General features: G+C 65.8%; 16 protein-coding genes and 1 pseudogene. 9 read left to right on the top strand and 8 right to left on the bottom strand.

All coding sequences use genetic code 11. From position 1 onward, the window contains the following. The 4 genes from ACEN9T_RS25475 (at position 1) to ACEN9T_RS25490 (ending at position 3420) form a co-directional block, all read left to right on the top strand. Positions 1-762, top strand: a complete 762-nt coding sequence (locus ACEN9T_RS25475; RefSeq protein ID WP_027678739.1) for an amino acid ABC transporter ATP-binding protein — start codon at positions 1-3, stop codon at positions 760-762. Continuing rightward, the gene (locus tag ACEN9T_RS25480; protein ID WP_092973898.1) at positions 759-2078 is read left to right on the top strand and encodes an NAD(P)/FAD-dependent oxidoreductase; all 1320 of its coding nucleotides are present in this window, start codon (positions 759-761) and stop codon (positions 2076-2078) included. The genes ACEN9T_RS25475 and ACEN9T_RS25480 overlap by 4 nt, the downstream gene beginning before the upstream one ends. Positions 2079-2153: 75 nt before the next feature. After that, on the top strand, positions 2154-2543 hold the full coding sequence (locus tag ACEN9T_RS25485) for a hypothetical protein (protein ID WP_413707448.1): 390 nt from the start codon (positions 2154-2156) through the stop codon (positions 2541-2543). A gap of 88 nt (positions 2544-2631) precedes the next feature. Beyond that, positions 2632-3420, top strand: coding sequence for a hypothetical protein (locus ACEN9T_RS25490; protein ID WP_092973893.1), 789 nt, complete (start codon positions 2632-2634; stop codon positions 3418-3420). A 192-nt stretch (positions 3421-3612) separates the two neighbouring features. Here ACEN9T_RS25490 and ACEN9T_RS25495 read toward each other — a convergent pair. Together ACEN9T_RS25495 and ACEN9T_RS25500 are read right to left on the bottom strand one after the other, a co-directional pair. Continuing rightward, positions 3613-4476 (bottom strand): annotated as a pseudogene (locus ACEN9T_RS25495) (DMT family transporter). Positions 4477-4826: 350 nt separating this feature from the next. Then, positions 4827-5099, bottom strand: a complete 273-nt coding sequence (locus ACEN9T_RS25500) for a metal/formaldehyde-sensitive transcriptional repressor (RefSeq protein ID WP_092973887.1) — start codon at positions 5097-5099, stop codon at positions 4827-4829. A 98-nt stretch (positions 5100-5197) separates the two neighbouring features. Here ACEN9T_RS25500 and ACEN9T_RS25505 point away from each other — a divergent pair, with 98 nt between their 5' ends. Together ACEN9T_RS25505 and ACEN9T_RS25510 are read left to right on the top strand one after the other, a co-directional pair. Next, a complete protein-coding gene (locus tag ACEN9T_RS25505) occupies positions 5198-6319 on the top strand; it encodes a nickel/cobalt efflux protein RcnA (RefSeq protein WP_413707449.1) in 1122 nt (373 codons plus the stop codon). A gap of 211 nt (positions 6320-6530) precedes the next feature. Continuing rightward, positions 6531-6839: a hypothetical protein gene (locus tag ACEN9T_RS25510; protein WP_092974473.1), complete on the top strand. Its 309-nt coding sequence runs from the start codon at positions 6531-6533 to the stop codon at positions 6837-6839. Positions 6840-6900: 61 nt separating this feature from the next. Here ACEN9T_RS25510 and ACEN9T_RS25515 read toward each other — a convergent pair whose 3' ends face one another. Continuing rightward, positions 6901-7797, bottom strand: coding sequence for a LysR family transcriptional regulator (locus ACEN9T_RS25515; RefSeq protein WP_413707450.1), 897 nt, complete (start codon positions 7795-7797; stop codon positions 6901-6903). Between the two features lie 102 nt (positions 7798-7899). On the opposite strand from ACEN9T_RS25515, the gene tam reads away from it, so the two are divergent. Further along, positions 7900-8679, top strand: coding sequence for a trans-aconitate 2-methyltransferase (gene tam / locus ACEN9T_RS25520; RefSeq protein ID WP_413707451.1), 780 nt, complete (start codon positions 7900-7902; stop codon positions 8677-8679). Between the two features lie 85 nt (positions 8680-8764). Here tam and ACEN9T_RS25525 read toward each other — a convergent pair whose 3' ends face one another. Together ACEN9T_RS25525 and argC are read right to left on the bottom strand one after the other, a co-directional pair. Beyond that, positions 8765-9601 carry a bifunctional allantoicase/(S)-ureidoglycine aminohydrolase gene (locus ACEN9T_RS25525; protein WP_413707452.1) on the bottom strand — a complete coding sequence of 279 codons (837 nt, stop codon included), beginning with the start codon at positions 9599-9601 and terminating at the stop codon, positions 8765-8767. A 165-nt stretch (positions 9602-9766) separates the two neighbouring features. Further along, entirely contained in the window at positions 9767-10699 is a 933-nt protein-coding gene (argC, locus tag ACEN9T_RS25530; protein WP_413707453.1) for an N-acetyl-gamma-glutamyl-phosphate reductase, read from the bottom strand. Positions 10700-10813: 114 nt separating this feature from the next. Here argC and ACEN9T_RS25535 point away from each other — a divergent pair, with 114 nt between their 5' ends. Further along, the gene (locus ACEN9T_RS25535; protein ID WP_413707454.1) at positions 10814-11698 is read left to right on the top strand and encodes a LysR family transcriptional regulator; all 885 of its coding nucleotides are present in this window, start codon (positions 10814-10816) and stop codon (positions 11696-11698) included. A gap of 172 nt (positions 11699-11870) precedes the next feature. Continuing rightward, positions 11871-13172, top strand: coding sequence for an MFS transporter (locus ACEN9T_RS25540; protein ID WP_092973871.1), 1302 nt, complete (start codon positions 11871-11873; stop codon positions 13170-13172). A gap of 4 nt (positions 13173-13176) precedes the next feature. Here the strand turns inward: ACEN9T_RS25540 and ACEN9T_RS25545 are convergent, their stop codons facing one another. The 3 genes from ACEN9T_RS25545 to ACEN9T_RS25555 form a co-directional block, all read right to left on the bottom strand. Continuing rightward, entirely contained in the window at positions 13177-13608 is a 432-nt protein-coding gene (locus ACEN9T_RS25545) for a hypothetical protein (RefSeq protein WP_045205217.1), read from the bottom strand. Positions 13609-13656: 48 nt separating this feature from the next. Beyond that, entirely contained in the window at positions 13657-14094 is a 438-nt protein-coding gene (locus ACEN9T_RS25550; protein ID WP_027678753.1) for a carboxymuconolactone decarboxylase family protein, read from the bottom strand. A 78-nt stretch (positions 14095-14172) separates the two neighbouring features. After that, complete coding sequence (locus ACEN9T_RS25555; protein WP_413707455.1) at positions 14173-15630, bottom strand: PLP-dependent aminotransferase family protein; 1458 nt, start codon at positions 15628-15630, stop codon at positions 14173-14175. Positions 15631-15680 lie beyond the last annotated feature (50 nt).

Raw genomic sequence — 15680 nt, forward strand, 5'->3', positions numbered from 1 at the left:
ATGATCGAGATCCGTGATCTGCAAAAGCACTTTGGCGAGCACCACGTGCTGCGCGGCGTGAGCCTGCATGTGGACAAGGGCGAAGTCGTCTGCCTGATCGGCCCATCCGGCTCGGGCAAGTCGACCGTCCTGCGCTGCATCAACGGGCTGGAGTCGTATGACGGCGGCGAGATCCGCGCTTTTGGCGAACGCGTCGATCAACACAGCAAAACCATCCACACGCTGCGCAGCCGCATGGGCATGGTGTTCCAGCGTTTCAACCTGTTCCCGCATCGCAGCGTGCTCGAAAACGTGATGGAAGGCCCCGTCTACGTCAAGGGCGAACGCCCCGAAGCCGCGCGCGCCAAGGCGATGGCGCTGCTGGAGAAAGTGGGCCTCGCCGCCAAGGCGCAGGCTTATCCGGCGCAGCTCTCCGGTGGCCAGCAGCAGCGCGTGGCGATTGCCCGCGCGCTGGCGATGGAGCCCGAGGCGATGCTGTTCGACGAACCCACGTCTGCGCTCGACCCCGAACTTGTCGGCGATGTGCTGGAGGTGATGCGCGCACTCGCTCGCGAGGGCATGACGATGATCGTCGTCACGCACGAGATGGGTTTTGCCCGCGAGGTGGCCGACCGCGTGTGCTTTTTGCACAGCGGCGCCATCGTCGAAGAAGGCCCAGCCGCGCAAGTGCTCGGCGCCCCGCGTCAGCCGCGCACGCAAGACTTTCTGCGCCGCGTGCTGCACAAACCCGCCGATGCTCGCGCCGGAGACCTCGTGCCATGACGCAGCCGCACCTCGATATCGCCCCGGGCGCTTTGGGCGGCGAGCCGCTGCCGCCGTCGCTGTGGGCCGCCACGGCGCCGGCCGCGCCGCCCACGCCTGCGTTGATGGAATCGATCACCACCGATGTGCTCGTCGTCGGCGGTGGATACACGGGGCTTTCTACCGCGCTGCATCTGGCCGAGCGCGGCACGCAGGTCACGGTGCTGGAGGCCAACGATCCGGGCTGGGGCGCCTCCGGGCGCAACGGCGGGCAGGTCAATCCGACACTCAAGCATGACCCCGATGAACTGGTGAGCCTGTTCGGTGCCGCGCGTGCCGAACCGTTGATCGACGCCGTCTCGCGCTCCGCCGATTTAGTGTTCGATCTGATCGACCGGCACCACATCGACTGCCAGCCCGTGCGTGCCGGGTGGCTGCAGCTTTCCTATTCGGACAAGGCCGTGCCGGCGCTGCATGCGCGCGCAAGGCAGTGGGAAAAGCGCGGCGTGCCGGTGGAAATGCTGGACCGCGCCGCCGTCGCGCGCCGGGTCGGCACTGAGGCGTTTGCGGGCGCGTGGCTCGACGGCCGCGCGGGCGGCATTCAGCCGATGGCGTACGCGCGCGGTTTGGTGCGCGCCGCACAGCAAGCGGGCGCCGCCGTGCACGGGCAGACCGCCGTAACGGCGCTGGAGCGGCAGGGCGCGCAGTGGATCGCTGCCTCCAGCACCGGTGCCGTGGTGCGAGCCCAGCGCGTGGTGATCGCCACCAATGGCTACACCGGCCCGCTGTGGCCGGGCCTGGCGCAGACGGTGCTTTCTGCCAACAGCTTTATCGTTGCGACCAAGCCGCTCAAGACGGCGGATGCACAAGCCATCCTGGCGCGCGGTGAGACGGCTTCCACATCGCAACGGCTGCTGCTGTATTTCCGCAAAGACGCAGCCGGGCGCCTGCTGATGGGTGGACGCGGCTTCTTTTCCGAGCCGCGCGACGCGCAGGATTTTGCACACCTTGAACGCTCACTGGAGCTGCTCTTTCCGCAACTCGGCCCGCTGGAATACGAATACCGCTGGGCCGGCCGCATCGCCATCACGCGCGATTTCATGCCGCACATCCACGAGCCCGCGCCTGGCATCACGATGGCGTTGGGCTGCAACGGGCGCGGCATCGCGCTGTGCACCAGCCTCGGCCAGCACATCGCCGCGCGGCTTGCGGGCAGTGGAGAGGCGTTTCCGTATCCCGTATCGCCCATCACGCCGATTCCGCTGCATGGGTTGCAGCGCTTCTACATTGCGGCGGGCGTGGCGTGGTACAGCCTGCTCGACAAGCTGGGCGGCTGAGCGGGCAGCGGCACCACAGGCCGGGGCGGCATGGTCTAGGATGAAGGCTCCTTTTCGTCACATCCTGGGGGATCCATGTCGCATCGCCGCCGTCTTGCGCTCGCCTTCGCGGGCGCCGCACTGTTTGCTGCAGCCACGCCTTCGTTTGCCTATTTCCGCAACGTGCTGGCCAGCACCATCATCGGCTCGATGAGCCCGACGGAGTTGAAGTCGTTCACCAAGGCCATCGGCGATGTGCTGAAGAGCACCGCCGACAACACGCCTGCGCAATGGACTTCGCCAGCCACAGGCAAGCAGCCCGCCGTCGACGCGACCATCACACCGCTGGAATCCAAGACCGACGCAGGGCAATCGTGCCGCCGCTTGCAGAGCGAGCTGGCACGCGGCAGCAGCAAGGAACAGTGGACGGCATGGCTGTGCAAGCAGCCAAGCGGGGAATGGAAGTTGCGGCGGCTGGCGCAGTAAGGCATCGGCCACCGGGCGGCTATGGGTCATCTAAGTCTGCCTCGGCAGACTGGTGCGGAATCTCCCTCCGCCTCTCTGGAGAATTCGCATGACCCTCTCCACACATGCGCATACGCGCGAGCCCGCCGCCTCGCGCAGCAAATTGCCCGAAATCACCCTGGCGTTCTGGATCATGAAGATCAGCGCCACCACGCTGGGGGAAACCGCGGGCGATCTGCTCTCGATGACGCTCAAGATCGGCTATGCCGCCAGCTCGGTGCTGCTGATCGGCGTCTTTCTCGTCACGCTGGGCGCGCAACTGCGCAGCAAGACGTATCACCCGCTGCTGTACTGGGCGGTGATCCTTGCCACCAGCACGGCGGGCACCACGCTGTCGGATTTCATGGACCGCACGCTGGGCCTGGGCTATGCCACCGGCGCGGCCATCCTCGCCAGCTTGCTGTGCGCAGTGCTCATCTACTGGAAGCTGACGCAGAAATCGTTGTCGGTCACGCATGTACGCAGCAGCGGGCAGGAATTGCTCTACTGGTGCGCCATCCTCGTGTCCAACACGCTGGGCACGGCGCTGGGCGACTTCCTGGCCGATTCGTCAGGGCTCGGTTTTGCGGGCGGCGCGCTGCTCATTGCCGCAGCGATTGCGCTGATTGCAGCGGCGTATTATCTGACCGGCATTTCGCGCGTGGCGCTGTTCTGGATGGCCTTTGTGCTAACCCGGCCCCTGGGTGCCACGGGCGGCGATTTGCTGACCAAACCCGTCAGCGCGGGCGGGCTGAATCTCGGCACGGCCGGCGCATCGGCCGTGCTGCTGGCGATCCTGCTCATCACCATCGCCATTACGAGTTGGCAGGCGCGGCGTGGCGCGCTGCAATCTGCCTGACGGTTCACCAGACACTGCATGCGAGTGCTCCTCGTTGAAGACGACCGTGCGGCGGACGCATTGGCCTGCCGGTCGCCCATGACGCGCACGTTGTATCGATTGCCGCGCAGGACTCTAGCCCCGGCATCCCCACCGAGGAGCGCGCGCGTGCTCGCCCCGTTTTATCGCGCGCTCGGCAACGGGGCGACCGGTCTACCGCCGCGCCCGAAACGCCACCGCCAACCCCAGCAGAATCATCGCCATCCCCGACATTGCAACGGGCGCAAGGCGATGCCCCAGCACAAGATCATCCAGCAGCGCCGTGACCACCGGCACGAGGTAGAACAGGCTTGTCACGTTGACGAGGTTGCCGCGCTGCATGAGCCGGTAGAACAGCAACTGCGCACCCACCGACATCACCACGCCCATCCACAACAAGGCGGCGATGCCGGGCAGGCTGGGCGTGAAGGTCAGTGTTTGCGCGGGCAGCGCCAATGCAAACCCCACACACAGCACAAGGCTCACTGCGTTCTGCAGCGGCAGCGTATCAATGGGCGACTGGTTCAGCCGCTTCTGGCCAATGGCGCCAACCGTCATGCAAAAAAGCGCGGCCAGCGCATAGCCGAGACCGGCCATCGGCACCTGCCGCGCATCGGCCCCGCCTACCACGAGCGATAGGCCGCCCAGCGCGAGCATCAGTCCCGCCATCCGCCGAACAGACCACGTGCGCTCGGTCGCCAGCAGCGTGAGCAGCGGCTACACGCCAAGCACTGTGGCCAGCAACCCGGGCGTGAGGCCGCCGTCCAGCGCGAGCAGATAACAGATCGAATAGCCGCCGGTCAGCAATGCGCCGGTGGCGGCCACCTTCAGCCTTGATCCCCGCGCCGGCCACCATTGCCCCCGCCGAAACCCGAGCCCTGCCAGCACCAAAGACGCGAGCGCAAAGCGCCCAACCAGAAACGCGAACGCCGGGACATGCTGCACCCCGATCTCCGCAAAGATTGCGCCGCTGCTCCACAGCAGCACGAATAGAACCGTCGCGCCGGACCCTGCCAGCGCGGCTTGCATGGAACGCATACCACTCACCTGTCGAAAAGAATGTCGGGTTCCGGCGCGCAGGCGAGCGCCTGCCTCGGGCGTGTGCCCGAGCCTGGTTCAGGTCAACCGGAAACGAAGCGGCTGAGAATCAGCCGAGAGCGGGCGGAGGCGGCGGCGGCTGTGCGCCGATCGCGTCGTAGCCCCAAGACACGACAGGAGGAGGGAAGGGCCCAGGCTGCACGCACACGTCATCCACGCAGGCGCGATGGCCGGCGGCGAGGAGGGTGGCGTGAAGTCGGGACATGAAGACGAAGATTCGAAGAATCAGAATTGGCCGATGGCGTTCGAGCAGCGTATCGGCATCGCGCGCATGGCGCAAGGGTGACGCGCTACTTCAGGTACGACTTGATCACTTGCATCACCGCGTCGAGATCTTCCTGGCGCTGCGCCTCGGCAGGCTCCTTCACCACGTGATCCGTCAGGTGGCCCTCGATGACCGCCGCCATCAGCCCATTGACCGCGCCGCGAATGGCCGCAATCTGCTGCAGGATGGCCGTGCAATCGCCCTCTTCGGCGAGTTGTTTTTCCAGCGCAGCGGCTTGCCCCTGGATACGCCGTACGCGCGCCAGCAGCTTGGCTTTGTCGCGGATGGTATGGGCCATGGGTCGGGTATCGAGGTGGTGTAAATGACGCGGGAGGGTAGCATCACTATACTAGGGGGGAGTATATTTCGCCTACCCAAATTGATCGACTGCCATCCATGACCGCCTTCACCACCCTGCTGCAGCAAGGCAACGCCTGGCTGTTCGTTCCCAGTGCGATCCTGCTAGGGGCGCTTCATGGTCTGGAGCCCGGGCATTCCAAGACGATGATGGCGGCGTTTATCGTGGCGATCCGCGGCACGCTCACGCAGGCGGTCTTGCTGGGGCTGTCGGCCACCGTGTCGCACACGGCGGTGGTGTGGGCGGTGGCCATGGCGGGCCTGTACTTCGGCCGCAACTGGAACGCCGAAACCACCGAACCGTATTTTCAGGTGGTGTCTGCCGTGCTGATCGTGGCCGTGGCAGCGTGGATGATGTGGCGCACCTGGCGCAGTACCCACGCGGCGCACGATCACGATCATCATCACCATGATCACGATCATGGCCATGACGAGGTTCAGCGCATCGACACCGGCCATGGCGTCGTGCAATTGGCGATTTTCGAAGACGGCGTGCCGCCGCACTTTCGGCTGACGCGCGAAGGCACGCGCGGCAACGCGTGGCCGGCCGAGCAGGTGCAGGTTGTGACCGAGCGGCCCGACGGCAGCCTGCAAACCTTCCGCTTCATCCAGCGCGACGGCTTTCTGGAATCGGAGCAATCCATTCCGGAGCCGCACGCGTTTGTGGCGCGCCTGTCGCTCGGGCCCGAACACCATCGGCATGACTATGACGTCACGTTCACCGAGCATGATCACGAGCACAACCATGGCGGGCTCGATGTGCCACCTGCCGAATACCAGGACGCCCACGAACGCGCGCACGCCAACGACATCCGCCGCCGCTTCGCCAACCGTGAAGTGACCACGGGCCAGATCATCGTGTTCGGGCTCACCGGCGGGCTGATTCCGTGCCCGGCGTCGATCACCGTGCTGCTGTTGTGCCTGCAACTCAAGAAGATCACTTTGGGCGCGGCGCTCGTGCTGTGCTTCAGCATCGGGCTGGCGCTCACGCTGGTGGCGTCTGGCGCGCTAGCGGCGCTGAGTGTGAAACACGTCTCCAGGCGCTGGGGCGGCTTTGGTGAATTCGCACGCAGGGCGCCGTACTTCTCTGGCGTGTTGATTGCCCTCGTGGGGCTCTACGTGGGGTGGCAGGGCGTGCACGGCTTGATGCAACTGCCGTAGCAACGTCCGCATTTTTCGCAAGGGCTGCATCCATTGCCGCACGGGCTGCGTATCTGCAGGTACAGGCTGGTGCGGCAATTTTTTTCGCCGATGCAGTGTCAGGTTTGCATGCGCACTGCGACCAACCTGTGGGATCCGGGCGGCCACGCTCCGCCGGCGATCCGATGGGATGCCGCCTCCGGCGGCACGTTCACTGCTCGAGGAGTTCACCATGCATACCCGCCGCATTACCCTGGCCTTGCTTGCCACGCTTTCCGCTTCCGCAGCGCTGTTCATCGCCCAACCGGCTTCGGCCGCGCAGGCCAAGTACGATCCGTACACGCAAGGCGCCGTCGACAAGACGGACCCGTTCACGCAGGGAGCTGACCGCCAGGCCGATACCTATGGCTATCTGTCGTGGAAGTACGATCGCTTCGATCCGTATGCGCAGGGCGCGGATCGGCAATCCAGCGCACATGATGTGCTCGCATGGCGCGGCGATACGCGCTACCCCAGCACCACGGATGGCGCAAGCGCGTGAATGGCTGCGTATGGCATGAGAGGGGCCGCTGTGAGACACGGCCCCCCCCTCTGTGCTGGCATCACGCCGACGGTGTTGCCCCCTCGACGATCCGTTCGTATAGCGCACGCGCCGCAGGTGACAGCTGTGCCGCCTTGCGCGTGACGAGCACCAGCGTGCGCGACACTTCCGGTTCGACCAGTTCCACCGTGCGGATCATCGGATACGCATTCTTCTGAAGCGCAAGACGCGGCACCACCGCCGCGCCCAGCCCTTCCGCCACCAGCCCGAGCGCCGTTGAACTGCGCTGCACCTCGTAGAACGAATGCAGCGTGACGCCGCTCGCCTTGAGCGCGCCGTCGAGCAGGCTGCGGTTGCCGCTGACCTCGCCGGCGAAGATGAGCGGGTAGGGCTGCAAGGCTTGCCATCGGATGCGGCGGCGCTTGGCCAGCGGATGATCGTCGCGGCAGACAAGGACATACGGATCGCTCGTCAGCGGCACGCTCACCAATTCCGGATGCTGGTCGCCCGCAATGCTGATGCCGAACTCGGCCTCACGCCGCAGCACCGCTTGCAGCACAGACGCCGATGCATGGTCGAGAATCTTCACGCGATCGTGCGGGCGGTGCTCTGAGAACGCGCGCAAGATGCGCGGCAGATATTGCACACCCACCGTCGGCACGCACGCGATCGTGATGTCGCCGCGCTGGCTCAGGCCGGTCTCGCGAATCTCCGTGAGCGCATCGGACAGTTCGTTGAGCAGACGCCGCGCCTGTGGCAGGAAGCGTTCACCGATTTCCGTCAGCTCGGTCCGGCGCGTGGTGCGCTCCACCAGCGCGACGCCCAGAAACGCCTCCAGCTTGCGCAGGCGTTGCGTGATCGCAGTCTGCGTCACGTGCAGCGTGTCAGCGGCTTGCGTAAAGCTGCCGCACTCCGCAATCGCCACAAATGCCTGCACGCCCAGCGTATCGATTTTCATCAGCGTTGTGAATCAATCCGGAAATCGAATTCATTTTACTGATCGATCGGGAAACCGGACACTTTGCGCATCCCGCACGCAAACCACGACAAGGAGCGCATCGTGACGACCCCCCACGATTGGTACGCAAAGCAGTACGTGCAGTTTGAGGACGAGCGCACGCGACCCGTCCGGGACCTGCTGGCCGCAGTGCCTCCCACGCCCATCCATGTCGCCATCGACATCGGCTGCGGGCCGGGCAACTCGACCGAAGCGCTGATGGCGCGTGCGCCCGCCGCGGCCGTTCGCGGCACCGACGCCTCGTCCGACATGATCCAAGCCGCACGCAAGCGCCTGCCCGAGGTGCGCTTCGATGTCGCTGACATTGCTGCGTGGGATGAGCCCGGCGCGTATGACCTGATCCTCGCCAATGCGGTGCTGCAATGGCTGCCGGCGCATGAAACGCTGTTTCCGAAGCTCATCGGCAAGCTGGCGGCGGGTGGCCACTTGGCCGTGCAGATGCCGGACAACCTTGACGAACCGGCGCACCGCTTGATGCGCGAAGTGGCCGCTGCGGGGCCGTGGGCCGGCAAGCTCAAGGGTGTAGAGCGCACGGAGCGCTTCGATGCGCGCCGCTATTACGCGCTGCTCTCGCCGCTGTGCGCGCGCGTCGACGTGTGGCGCACCACGTACATGCATCCGCTCCAAGGCGGCGCCGATGCGGTGGTCGAATGGTTCAAGGGCAGCGCGCTACGGCCCTTCCTCGCAGCGCTGAGCGAGGACGAGCGCCCCGTATTCCTCACGCGCTATCGCGACATGATTGCGCAGGCCTATCCGGCACTCGACGATGGCACGGTGCTACTACCGTTTCCTCGCCTGTTCATCGTGGCGACGCGCAAGTAGGTGCAATCGCAGAAGCGGAAACGCCGGCCATGAAAAAAGCCCGACGGTAGACCACCGGCGGGCTTTTATCTGACACCTGCGGCGCTCAACGCGACGGGTTCAGGGTCAGGTTCATGTGACGGTTCACGTCCTTGTACAGCAGGTAACGGAAGCGGCCAGGACCACCCGAATAGCAGGCCTGCGGGCAGAACGCGCGCAGCCACATGAAGTCGCCGGCTTCCACTTCGACCCAGTCCTGATTGAGGCGATAGACGGCCTTGCCTTCCAGCACGTACAGGCCGTGTTCCATCACGTGGGTTTCGGCAAACGGAATCACACCGCCCGGCTCGAACGTCACGATGTTCACGTGCATGTCGTGGCGCATGTCGCTCATGTCGACAAAGCGCGTCGTCACCCACGCGCCGTTGGTGCCCGGCATCGGGATCGGCTCGACGTCCTGTTCGTTGGTGACGAAGGCTTCCGGCAGGGGAATGCCCTCGACGACCTGGTAATGCTTGCGGATCCAGTGGAAGCGCACCGCGGCATCGCTGACGTTGTGCAGCGTCCAGTCGACGCCCGGCGGAATGAACGCGTAGCCGCCTGGCGTGAGCGTGTGCTTCTTGCCCTGCAGCGTCAGCTCGGCTTCGCCTTCCACGACGAACAGCACGGCTTCGGCGTTCTTGTCTTGCTCGGGCTTGTCGCTGCCGCCGCCCGGGTTCACTTCGACGATGTACTGTGAGAAGGTCTCGGCAAAACCCGAGAGCGGGCGGGCGATTACCCACAGGCGCGTGTTGGTCCAGAACGGCAGCCAGCTCGTGACGATGTCGCGCATCACCCCCTTGGGGATCACCGCGTACGCCTCGGTGAACATCGCGCGATCGGTCAGCAGATCCGTCTGCGGCGGATGGCCGCCATGCGGCGCGTAATACGTGGTCTTAGACATATTGCATTCAGGCAATGGGTTGGTCCGGCCCCGGGCACAAACAGCATCGGGCAGTTCGTACACGAGCGGCGTTGACGATAGCGAAGTCGCTCACAATCGCCCAATTAAATGTTGCGATGACTTCCATTCGATTTGCCACTACCCGCCGGACCTGCAACGCGCAGATCAGCGCGCCAGCATCAGGTCCAGGTTCTGTACCGCCGCGCCTGAGGCGCCCTTGCCGAGGTTGTCAAACACCGCTGTGAGCAGGACCTGACCGTGCTCGTTGGCGAACACGCCCAGCCGCATGTCGTTGGTGCCGTTGAGCGCCTGCGGATCGAGATGCGGCAGGGCGGACGGCGCCTGCAGCGGCATCACTTCCACATGCTGCGCGCCCGCGTAGTAGTCGGTCAGGCAGGCGTGCAGCGCGGCCGCGTCGATCCCGGCGTTGAGCAGGCGCAGTTCCAGCGGCACCGTCAACACGATGCCCTGGCGATATGCGCCGTAGGCCGGGATGAACATTGGCCGCTGCGTGAGCCCCGCATGCAACTGGATCTCGGGCGTGTGCTTGTGGGCCAGGCCCAGCCCGTAGACCTGGAACGGCAATGCGTTTGCTGCATCGGGCCCCTCGTAGGTTTCGACTGCAGCGCGGCCACCACCCGAATAGCCGGACACGGCATGAATGCTGATCGGGTAATCCGCTGGCACGAGGCCCGCCTGCACGAGCGGGCGCAGCAGCCCGATGGCGCCAGTGGGATAGCAGCCCGGGTTGGTCACGCGCGACGCTACGGCAACACGTTGGGCCTGCCCTTCGCTCATCTCCGGAAAGCCGTACACCCAGCCCGGCGTGGTGCGGTGCGCGGAGCTGGCGTCGATCACGCGCACGCTTGGGTTGACGACGGCCGAGACCGCGTCGCGCGCAGCCGCATCGGGCAGGCACAGGATGGCGATATCGCAGGTGTTGATGGCCTCGGCTCGGCGTTGCGCATCTTTGCGCGCGTCGGCGGGAAGCGTCAGCAGTTTCAGGTCTTGTCGCTCAACGCGGCCGCGCAGGCGCTCGTGAATCTGCAGGCCGGTGGTGCCTTGGTCGCCATCAATGAAGACGAGGGGAGTGGACATGGCGGGACGCTCCAATAGAAGAAAGAGGGCGGTGAATGCGAACCCCATCTTCAAGCGCGACCTAGAATATGAAAAGTTGAATTTCCCAACCATCACATTCAGCTTTTCTGAATCATGCGAGAAATCAGCCTGGACCGCCTGCGCACGCTTGTGGAAGTTGCCCAGCGCGGTTCGTTTGCCGACGCGGCGCGCGCGCTGCATCTGGCGGCGCCCACCGTCAGCCTGCACATTGCCGAGCTGGAGGATCGCGTGGGCGCGCAACTGCTCTCTCGCAAGCGAGGGCAGGTGCAGCCCACCGCCATCGGCGAGGTGATGGTGGAACGCGCGCGCAAGCTGCTCGCCGATGCCGAGCAGGCGCTGGACGACATCCAGCGGCACGTGCAGGGCCTGAGCGGGCGCGTCCGGCTGGGCGCTTCCACCGGCGCCATCGCGCATCTGCTGCCGCAGGCGCTGGACGTGCTGCGGCAAGACCACCCCGGCATCGACGTGCAGGTGGCAGTGCTCACTTCGCACGAAACGCTGGCGGGTCTGGCCGATGGCGCGCTCGATATTGGCCTGGTGGCGCTGCCGCAATCGCAGGTGGCCGGCCTCGCCATCAAACCGTGGCGGCGCGACCCCGTCATGGCGTTCCTGCCGGCGCACTGGACGAGCCCGGCGCGCATCACGCCCGCGTGGCTCTCCGCGCAACCGCTGATCCTGAACGACGCCACCACACGACTCTCGCGCCAGACGACCGAATGGTTCGCGGCGGGCGGCCATCATCCCGTGCCGCGCATCCAGCTCAACTACAACGACGCCATCAAGAGCCTGGTCGCGGCCGGTTATGGCGCCACGCTGCTGCCGCATGAGGCATCGGCCGCGCCGTCGGATGCACGTATCACCATGCGGCCGCTCCGGCCCGCCTTGTGGCGCGAGCTTGGTATCGCGCACCGGGCCGGCCACGTAGAGCGATCGACCCAGCACGTGCTTGACGTGCTTTGGATGCTCCGGGCGAAATAGCCCATTGCTCGCCTCGAAACCGTGACGAGGCGGAAAATCCCGCTTGAAGTTTGACTTCTTGTGTCGCGACAACTATCGTAAGATATGTTTTCTGACACAACTCGGTGCGCCGGCCGGCCGATTCCGGCTCCAGCCTGCACGCGCCGCCTCCTCCCTTTCTTCGCTCGCCCTCATGCCCTTACTTGATTCCTCGCGCGAGCGCCGGCTGCTCTGGCTGCTCGCGCTCACGCAGTTCACCGTCATCATGGATTTCATGGTGATGATGCCGCTTGGTCCGCAGATCATGCATACGTTTGGCATCGGTCCGGCGGCGTTCGCCACGGCGGTGTCGGTGTATTCGCTGTGCTCGGGTGCTTCCGGCCTGCTGGCCGCCACCTATGTCGACCGCTTTGACCGCCGCCGCCTGCTGCTGACCGTCTACGGCCTCTTCACGCTGGCCAACCTCGCCTGTGCGCTGTCGGGCAGCTACGGCATGCTGCTGTTTGCCCGCGCATTTGCGGGCGTCACGGGCGGCGTGCTCGGGTCGATCATCATGGCCGTGCTGTCAGACGTGGTGCCGCCCGCGCGGCGCGGCGCCGCCACTGGTGTGGTGATGTCGTCGTTTGCGCTGGCGGCCATGGCGGGCGTGCCCGTGGGCATTGCCATTGGCGCGCACTTCGGCTGGTCGGCGCCGTTCTTCCTGCTGACGGCGCTCACGGTGCTGATCTGGCTGGGCGCACGGCAGACCATTCCGCCGCTGGCCGAACATCTGGCAGGCAACCGGAGCCAGACGCTGGGCGAAGTGCTTTCCGGCCTGTGGCGGTTGCTCACCAACCCGCGCCACCTGCGCGCCTTTGTGCTGACCTTCGTGATGATGGGCTCGCACATGATGGTGATTCCGTTCATCTCGCCGGTGCTGGTGGCCAACCACGGGGTGTCGCCCGAAAGCCTGTCATGGCTGTATGTGGCAGGCGGCGCGGCGTCGTTCTTCAGCTCGCGTGCCGTGGGCAAGCTGGCCGACCGTTACGGCCGCCGCCGCGTGTTCGTGGGCGCCGCGCTGCTGGCGTTCATCCCGGTGCTGGTGATGACGCATCTGCCTGACTGGCCCTACATCGGCATGCTGCTGTTCTTCCCCTTCTTCATGGTGATCCTCTCCAGCCGCATGGTGCCGATGCAAGCGCTGATGACGACGGTACCCGCCCCGCAGGTGCGCGGTGCATTCCTGTCGGCCAACAGCGCGGTGATGTCGGTGGGGACCGGCGTGGGTGCGTGGCTGGGCGGTCTGCTGCTGTCTGGCGGCGCCGGCGGCCGCATCGAAGGCTACGGCCTCAACGGCTGGCTGGCCGTGGCGGCGGGGCTGTTCTGCGTGTTCTGGGTGAGCCAGGTGAAGGGCTCGGATGCGCAAGGCGATCCGTCGCTGGCGGCATCCCCTGCCTCCGCCGGCGCATCCGGTCCGCAAACGGCGCCGCAAGCCCCGCAGGCGGAGAAGGCCTGAGCGGTTATTCAGCTTCCAGCACCATCTTCAGCTTCACCAGGTCACGCTGCACCCATTCGGCATCGGCGTCGAATTGTGCGTCGTCCATGTTCGGTTGCTGAAACAGCGTGAGCGAGACGGTCGTGCCCGCGCCGTTGCGCACCACGCGCAGCGGCACGTAGACGATCGATCCGTCCGGCAGGCGGACCCAGTGGTCAGCAATGCCAAACTCGTTAGGCGGGCTGAAGCGGATGAACACGCTGCCTTCGTCGCTGTTGGGTGCGGCCTTGGCGATCCACTCGTCGGGTGCCGCGCCCGAACCCTGCGTACCGGGCGCCAGCCCTTCCGACAGGCCGGTTGCCCAGATCGGGAAGTTCAGCGGCTCGGCAAGGAACATGGCCACGTCATCGAAGTGACGCTCGACATTCACGCTTAGGGTGCGGACGTTGTGCAGCATGTGGCCTCCGTGTGCGGCGCGCGCCGTGCGAGGCAGTATATGCGGCGCTCAGGCGGGCAGCTTGCGAAAGCTGATGGCCAGGCGGTTCCACGTGTTGATGGTGCTCACCAGCAGCGTCAGGTCGACCAGCTCGGCATCGGAGAACTGCGCGCGCACGGCCTGCCAGACGTCGTCGGGCACGCGCGTTTCTGCGACGAGGGTGACGGCTTCCGTCCAGGCCAGCGCGGCGCGTTCGCGGTCGGTGAAGAAGGGCGTTTCATGCCAGACCGACACGGTGGCGAGGCGGCGGTCGTCTTCGCCGCCCTTGCGGGCATCGGCGGTGTGCAGGTCGACGCAATACGCGCAGCCGTTGATTTGCGAGGCGCGCAGACGCACGAGTTCAGTCAGCGGTTTTTCCAGCGTGCTTTTGCCCAGCGCTTTTTCGAGGCCCATGACCGCCTGGATGGCGGCGGGATTGCTTTGATAGAAGTCGAGGCGGGGTTCCATGAGAGGCTCCTGTGCTTGAGAACTGGAGCCAGTCTAGGTGCCGTAGTGGCACCTTGAAATCGCCAATCCCAGCGAATATCAGGTAGCCACTGTGGCCAGCGCTGCCGCCAGCTTGCCGAGTCCCGCGTCGATCTCCGCAACGTTCACATGGCCGTAGCCGACCAGCAACCCGGGCTGCGGCGGCTGCGCCACATACATCCTGGCGGTGCCGTACAGCCCGACGCCCACGCTTTCCGCCAGCTTCACCAGCTCGGCTTCGGGCAACGGCGCGTGCACCTGCGCCGCCATGTGAATGCCCGCCGCCGACGGCACGGGCGCCAGCCACGGCGCCAGCGGGCCACGCAGATGCCGCAGCAGCGCATCCCGGCGCGCTGCGTATTCCTTGTGCATGCGGCGCAGGTACTTGGCGAAATCGCCGTCGAGCATGAACTTACCCAGCGCCGCCTGCATGAGCGATTCACTGTGCCAGTCGGCCACCTGCTTGGCGTGCCGCAGCGGCGCAACCAGCGAAGCCGGCGGCACCACGTAGCCGATGCGCAATTCCGGAAAGATCGTCTTCGAAAACGTACCGACGTAAGCCACGCAACCGGCGGTGTCCAGGCTTTTGAGCGATTCCATCGGACGGCCGTCGAAGCGGAATTCGCTGTCGTAATCGTCCTCGATGATGAGCGCGTCATGACGCTGCGCCCAGTCGAGCAGTTGCGCTCGGCGCGCCAGGCTCATCGGCATGCCCAATGGAAACTGGTGCGACGGCGTTACGTAGACGAGCTTCGCGTGCTTCGGCAGCGCATCGACGACGAGGCCTTCGGCATCGACCGGTACCGGCACGACGTTGGCACCGAGGGCCTGCAGCGCAATGCGCGCGGGCGGGTAGCCCGGATCTTCGATGGCCACGGTGTCGCCCGGGCGCACCAGCACGCGCGCAATCAGGTCGATGGCCTGCTGCGCGCCATGCGTGACGACAATATCGGCCCAGGCACACACCACCGCGCGGCTGAATGCGAGGTAGCGCGAGATGGCCAGCCGCAGCGCCTGATCGCCCGCCGGGTCGTGATAACCGCCGCGCCCGCGCGCCTGTTGGCGCAACGCGTGCGCAACACAGCGGCGCCACACGTCGAAGGGAAACAGGCGCTTCTCGGTCACACCCCCAACAAAATCGTGGACGATGTTCGCGCGCGGCTGAGGGAGCACCGCGGGCATGTTGTTCCACGGCGTGTCGAAGGTGCGAGCCACCGGCGCAGGTGACGCCAGTTGCGCCGCGGGCGAGGCCGTCGGCGTGCGCGCACGCAATCCTTCGGTGGCTTCAGCGACGAAGGTGCCCGAACCGGCGCGCGTGCGCAGATAGCCCTCGGCAATGAGGCGCTCGAATACGTCGAGCGTGGTCTTGCGCGACACACCAATCTGCAGCGCCAGGTCGCGCGTGGAGGGCAGACGCTCGCCCGGCACGAGCCGGCCATCAAGGATGGCGGTGCGGAGTTGTCGATAGAGTTGGCCGGCAAGGTCATGCCGGCCGTGGATCGTCAAATGGACATCCATCGTGGGCGCAGTGTGCAAAGGGGCTGCGCCATTCTACGGAAGCCGCCCCG

This window comes from Ralstonia sp. Ralssp110 (assembly GCF_047325135.1).
Classification (GTDB): Bacteria; Pseudomonadota; Gammaproteobacteria; order Burkholderiales; family Burkholderiaceae; genus Ralstonia; species Ralstonia mojiangensis.

Bases quoted from the DNA above. Each gene is read 5' to 3' on its own strand.
- ACEN9T_RS25480 (WP_092973898.1), top strand. From the start codon at position 759: ATGACGCAGCCGCACCTCGATATCGCCCCGGGCGCTTTGGGCGGCGAG.
- ACEN9T_RS25525 (WP_413707452.1), bottom strand. From the start codon at position 9,601: ATGTCTAAGACCACGTATTACGCGCCGCATGGCGGCCATCCGCCGCAG.
- ACEN9T_RS25540 (WP_092973871.1), top strand. From the start codon at position 11,871: ATGCCCTTACTTGATTCCTCGCGCGAGCGCCGGCTGCTCTGGCTGCTC.
- ACEN9T_RS25545 (WP_045205217.1), bottom strand. From the start codon at position 13,608: ATGCTGCACAACGTCCGCACCCTAAGCGTGAATGTCGAGCGTCACTTC.
- ACEN9T_RS25485 (WP_413707448.1), top strand. From the start codon at position 2,154: ATGTCGCATCGCCGCCGTCTTGCGCTCGCCTTCGCGGGCGCCGCACTG.
- ACEN9T_RS25555 (WP_413707455.1), bottom strand. From the start codon at position 15,630: ATGGATGTCCATTTGACGATCCACGGCCGGCATGACCTTGCCGGCCAA.
- ACEN9T_RS25550 (WP_027678753.1), bottom strand. From the start codon at position 14,094: ATGGAACCCCGCCTCGACTTCTATCAAAGCAATCCCGCCGCCATCCAG.
- ACEN9T_RS25535 (WP_413707454.1), top strand. From the start codon at position 10,814: ATGCGAGAAATCAGCCTGGACCGCCTGCGCACGCTTGTGGAAGTTGCC.
- ACEN9T_RS25500 (WP_092973887.1), bottom strand. From the start codon at position 5,099: ATGGCCCATACCATCCGCGACAAAGCCAAGCTGCTGGCGCGCGTACGG.
- ACEN9T_RS25510 (WP_092974473.1), top strand. From the start codon at position 6,531: ATGCATACCCGCCGCATTACCCTGGCCTTGCTTGCCACGCTTTCCGCT.
- ACEN9T_RS25515 (WP_413707450.1), bottom strand. From the start codon at position 7,797: ATGAAAATCGATACGCTGGGCGTGCAGGCATTTGTGGCGATTGCGGAG.
- ACEN9T_RS25505 (WP_413707449.1), top strand. From the start codon at position 5,198: ATGACCGCCTTCACCACCCTGCTGCAGCAAGGCAACGCCTGGCTGTTC.
- ACEN9T_RS25475 (WP_027678739.1), top strand. From the start codon at position 1: ATGATCGAGATCCGTGATCTGCAAAAGCACTTTGGCGAGCACCACGTG.
- ACEN9T_RS25490 (WP_092973893.1), top strand. From the start codon at position 2,632: ATGACCCTCTCCACACATGCGCATACGCGCGAGCCCGCCGCCTCGCGC.
- argC (WP_413707453.1), bottom strand. From the start codon at position 10,699: ATGTCCACTCCCCTCGTCTTCATTGATGGCGACCAAGGCACCACCGGC.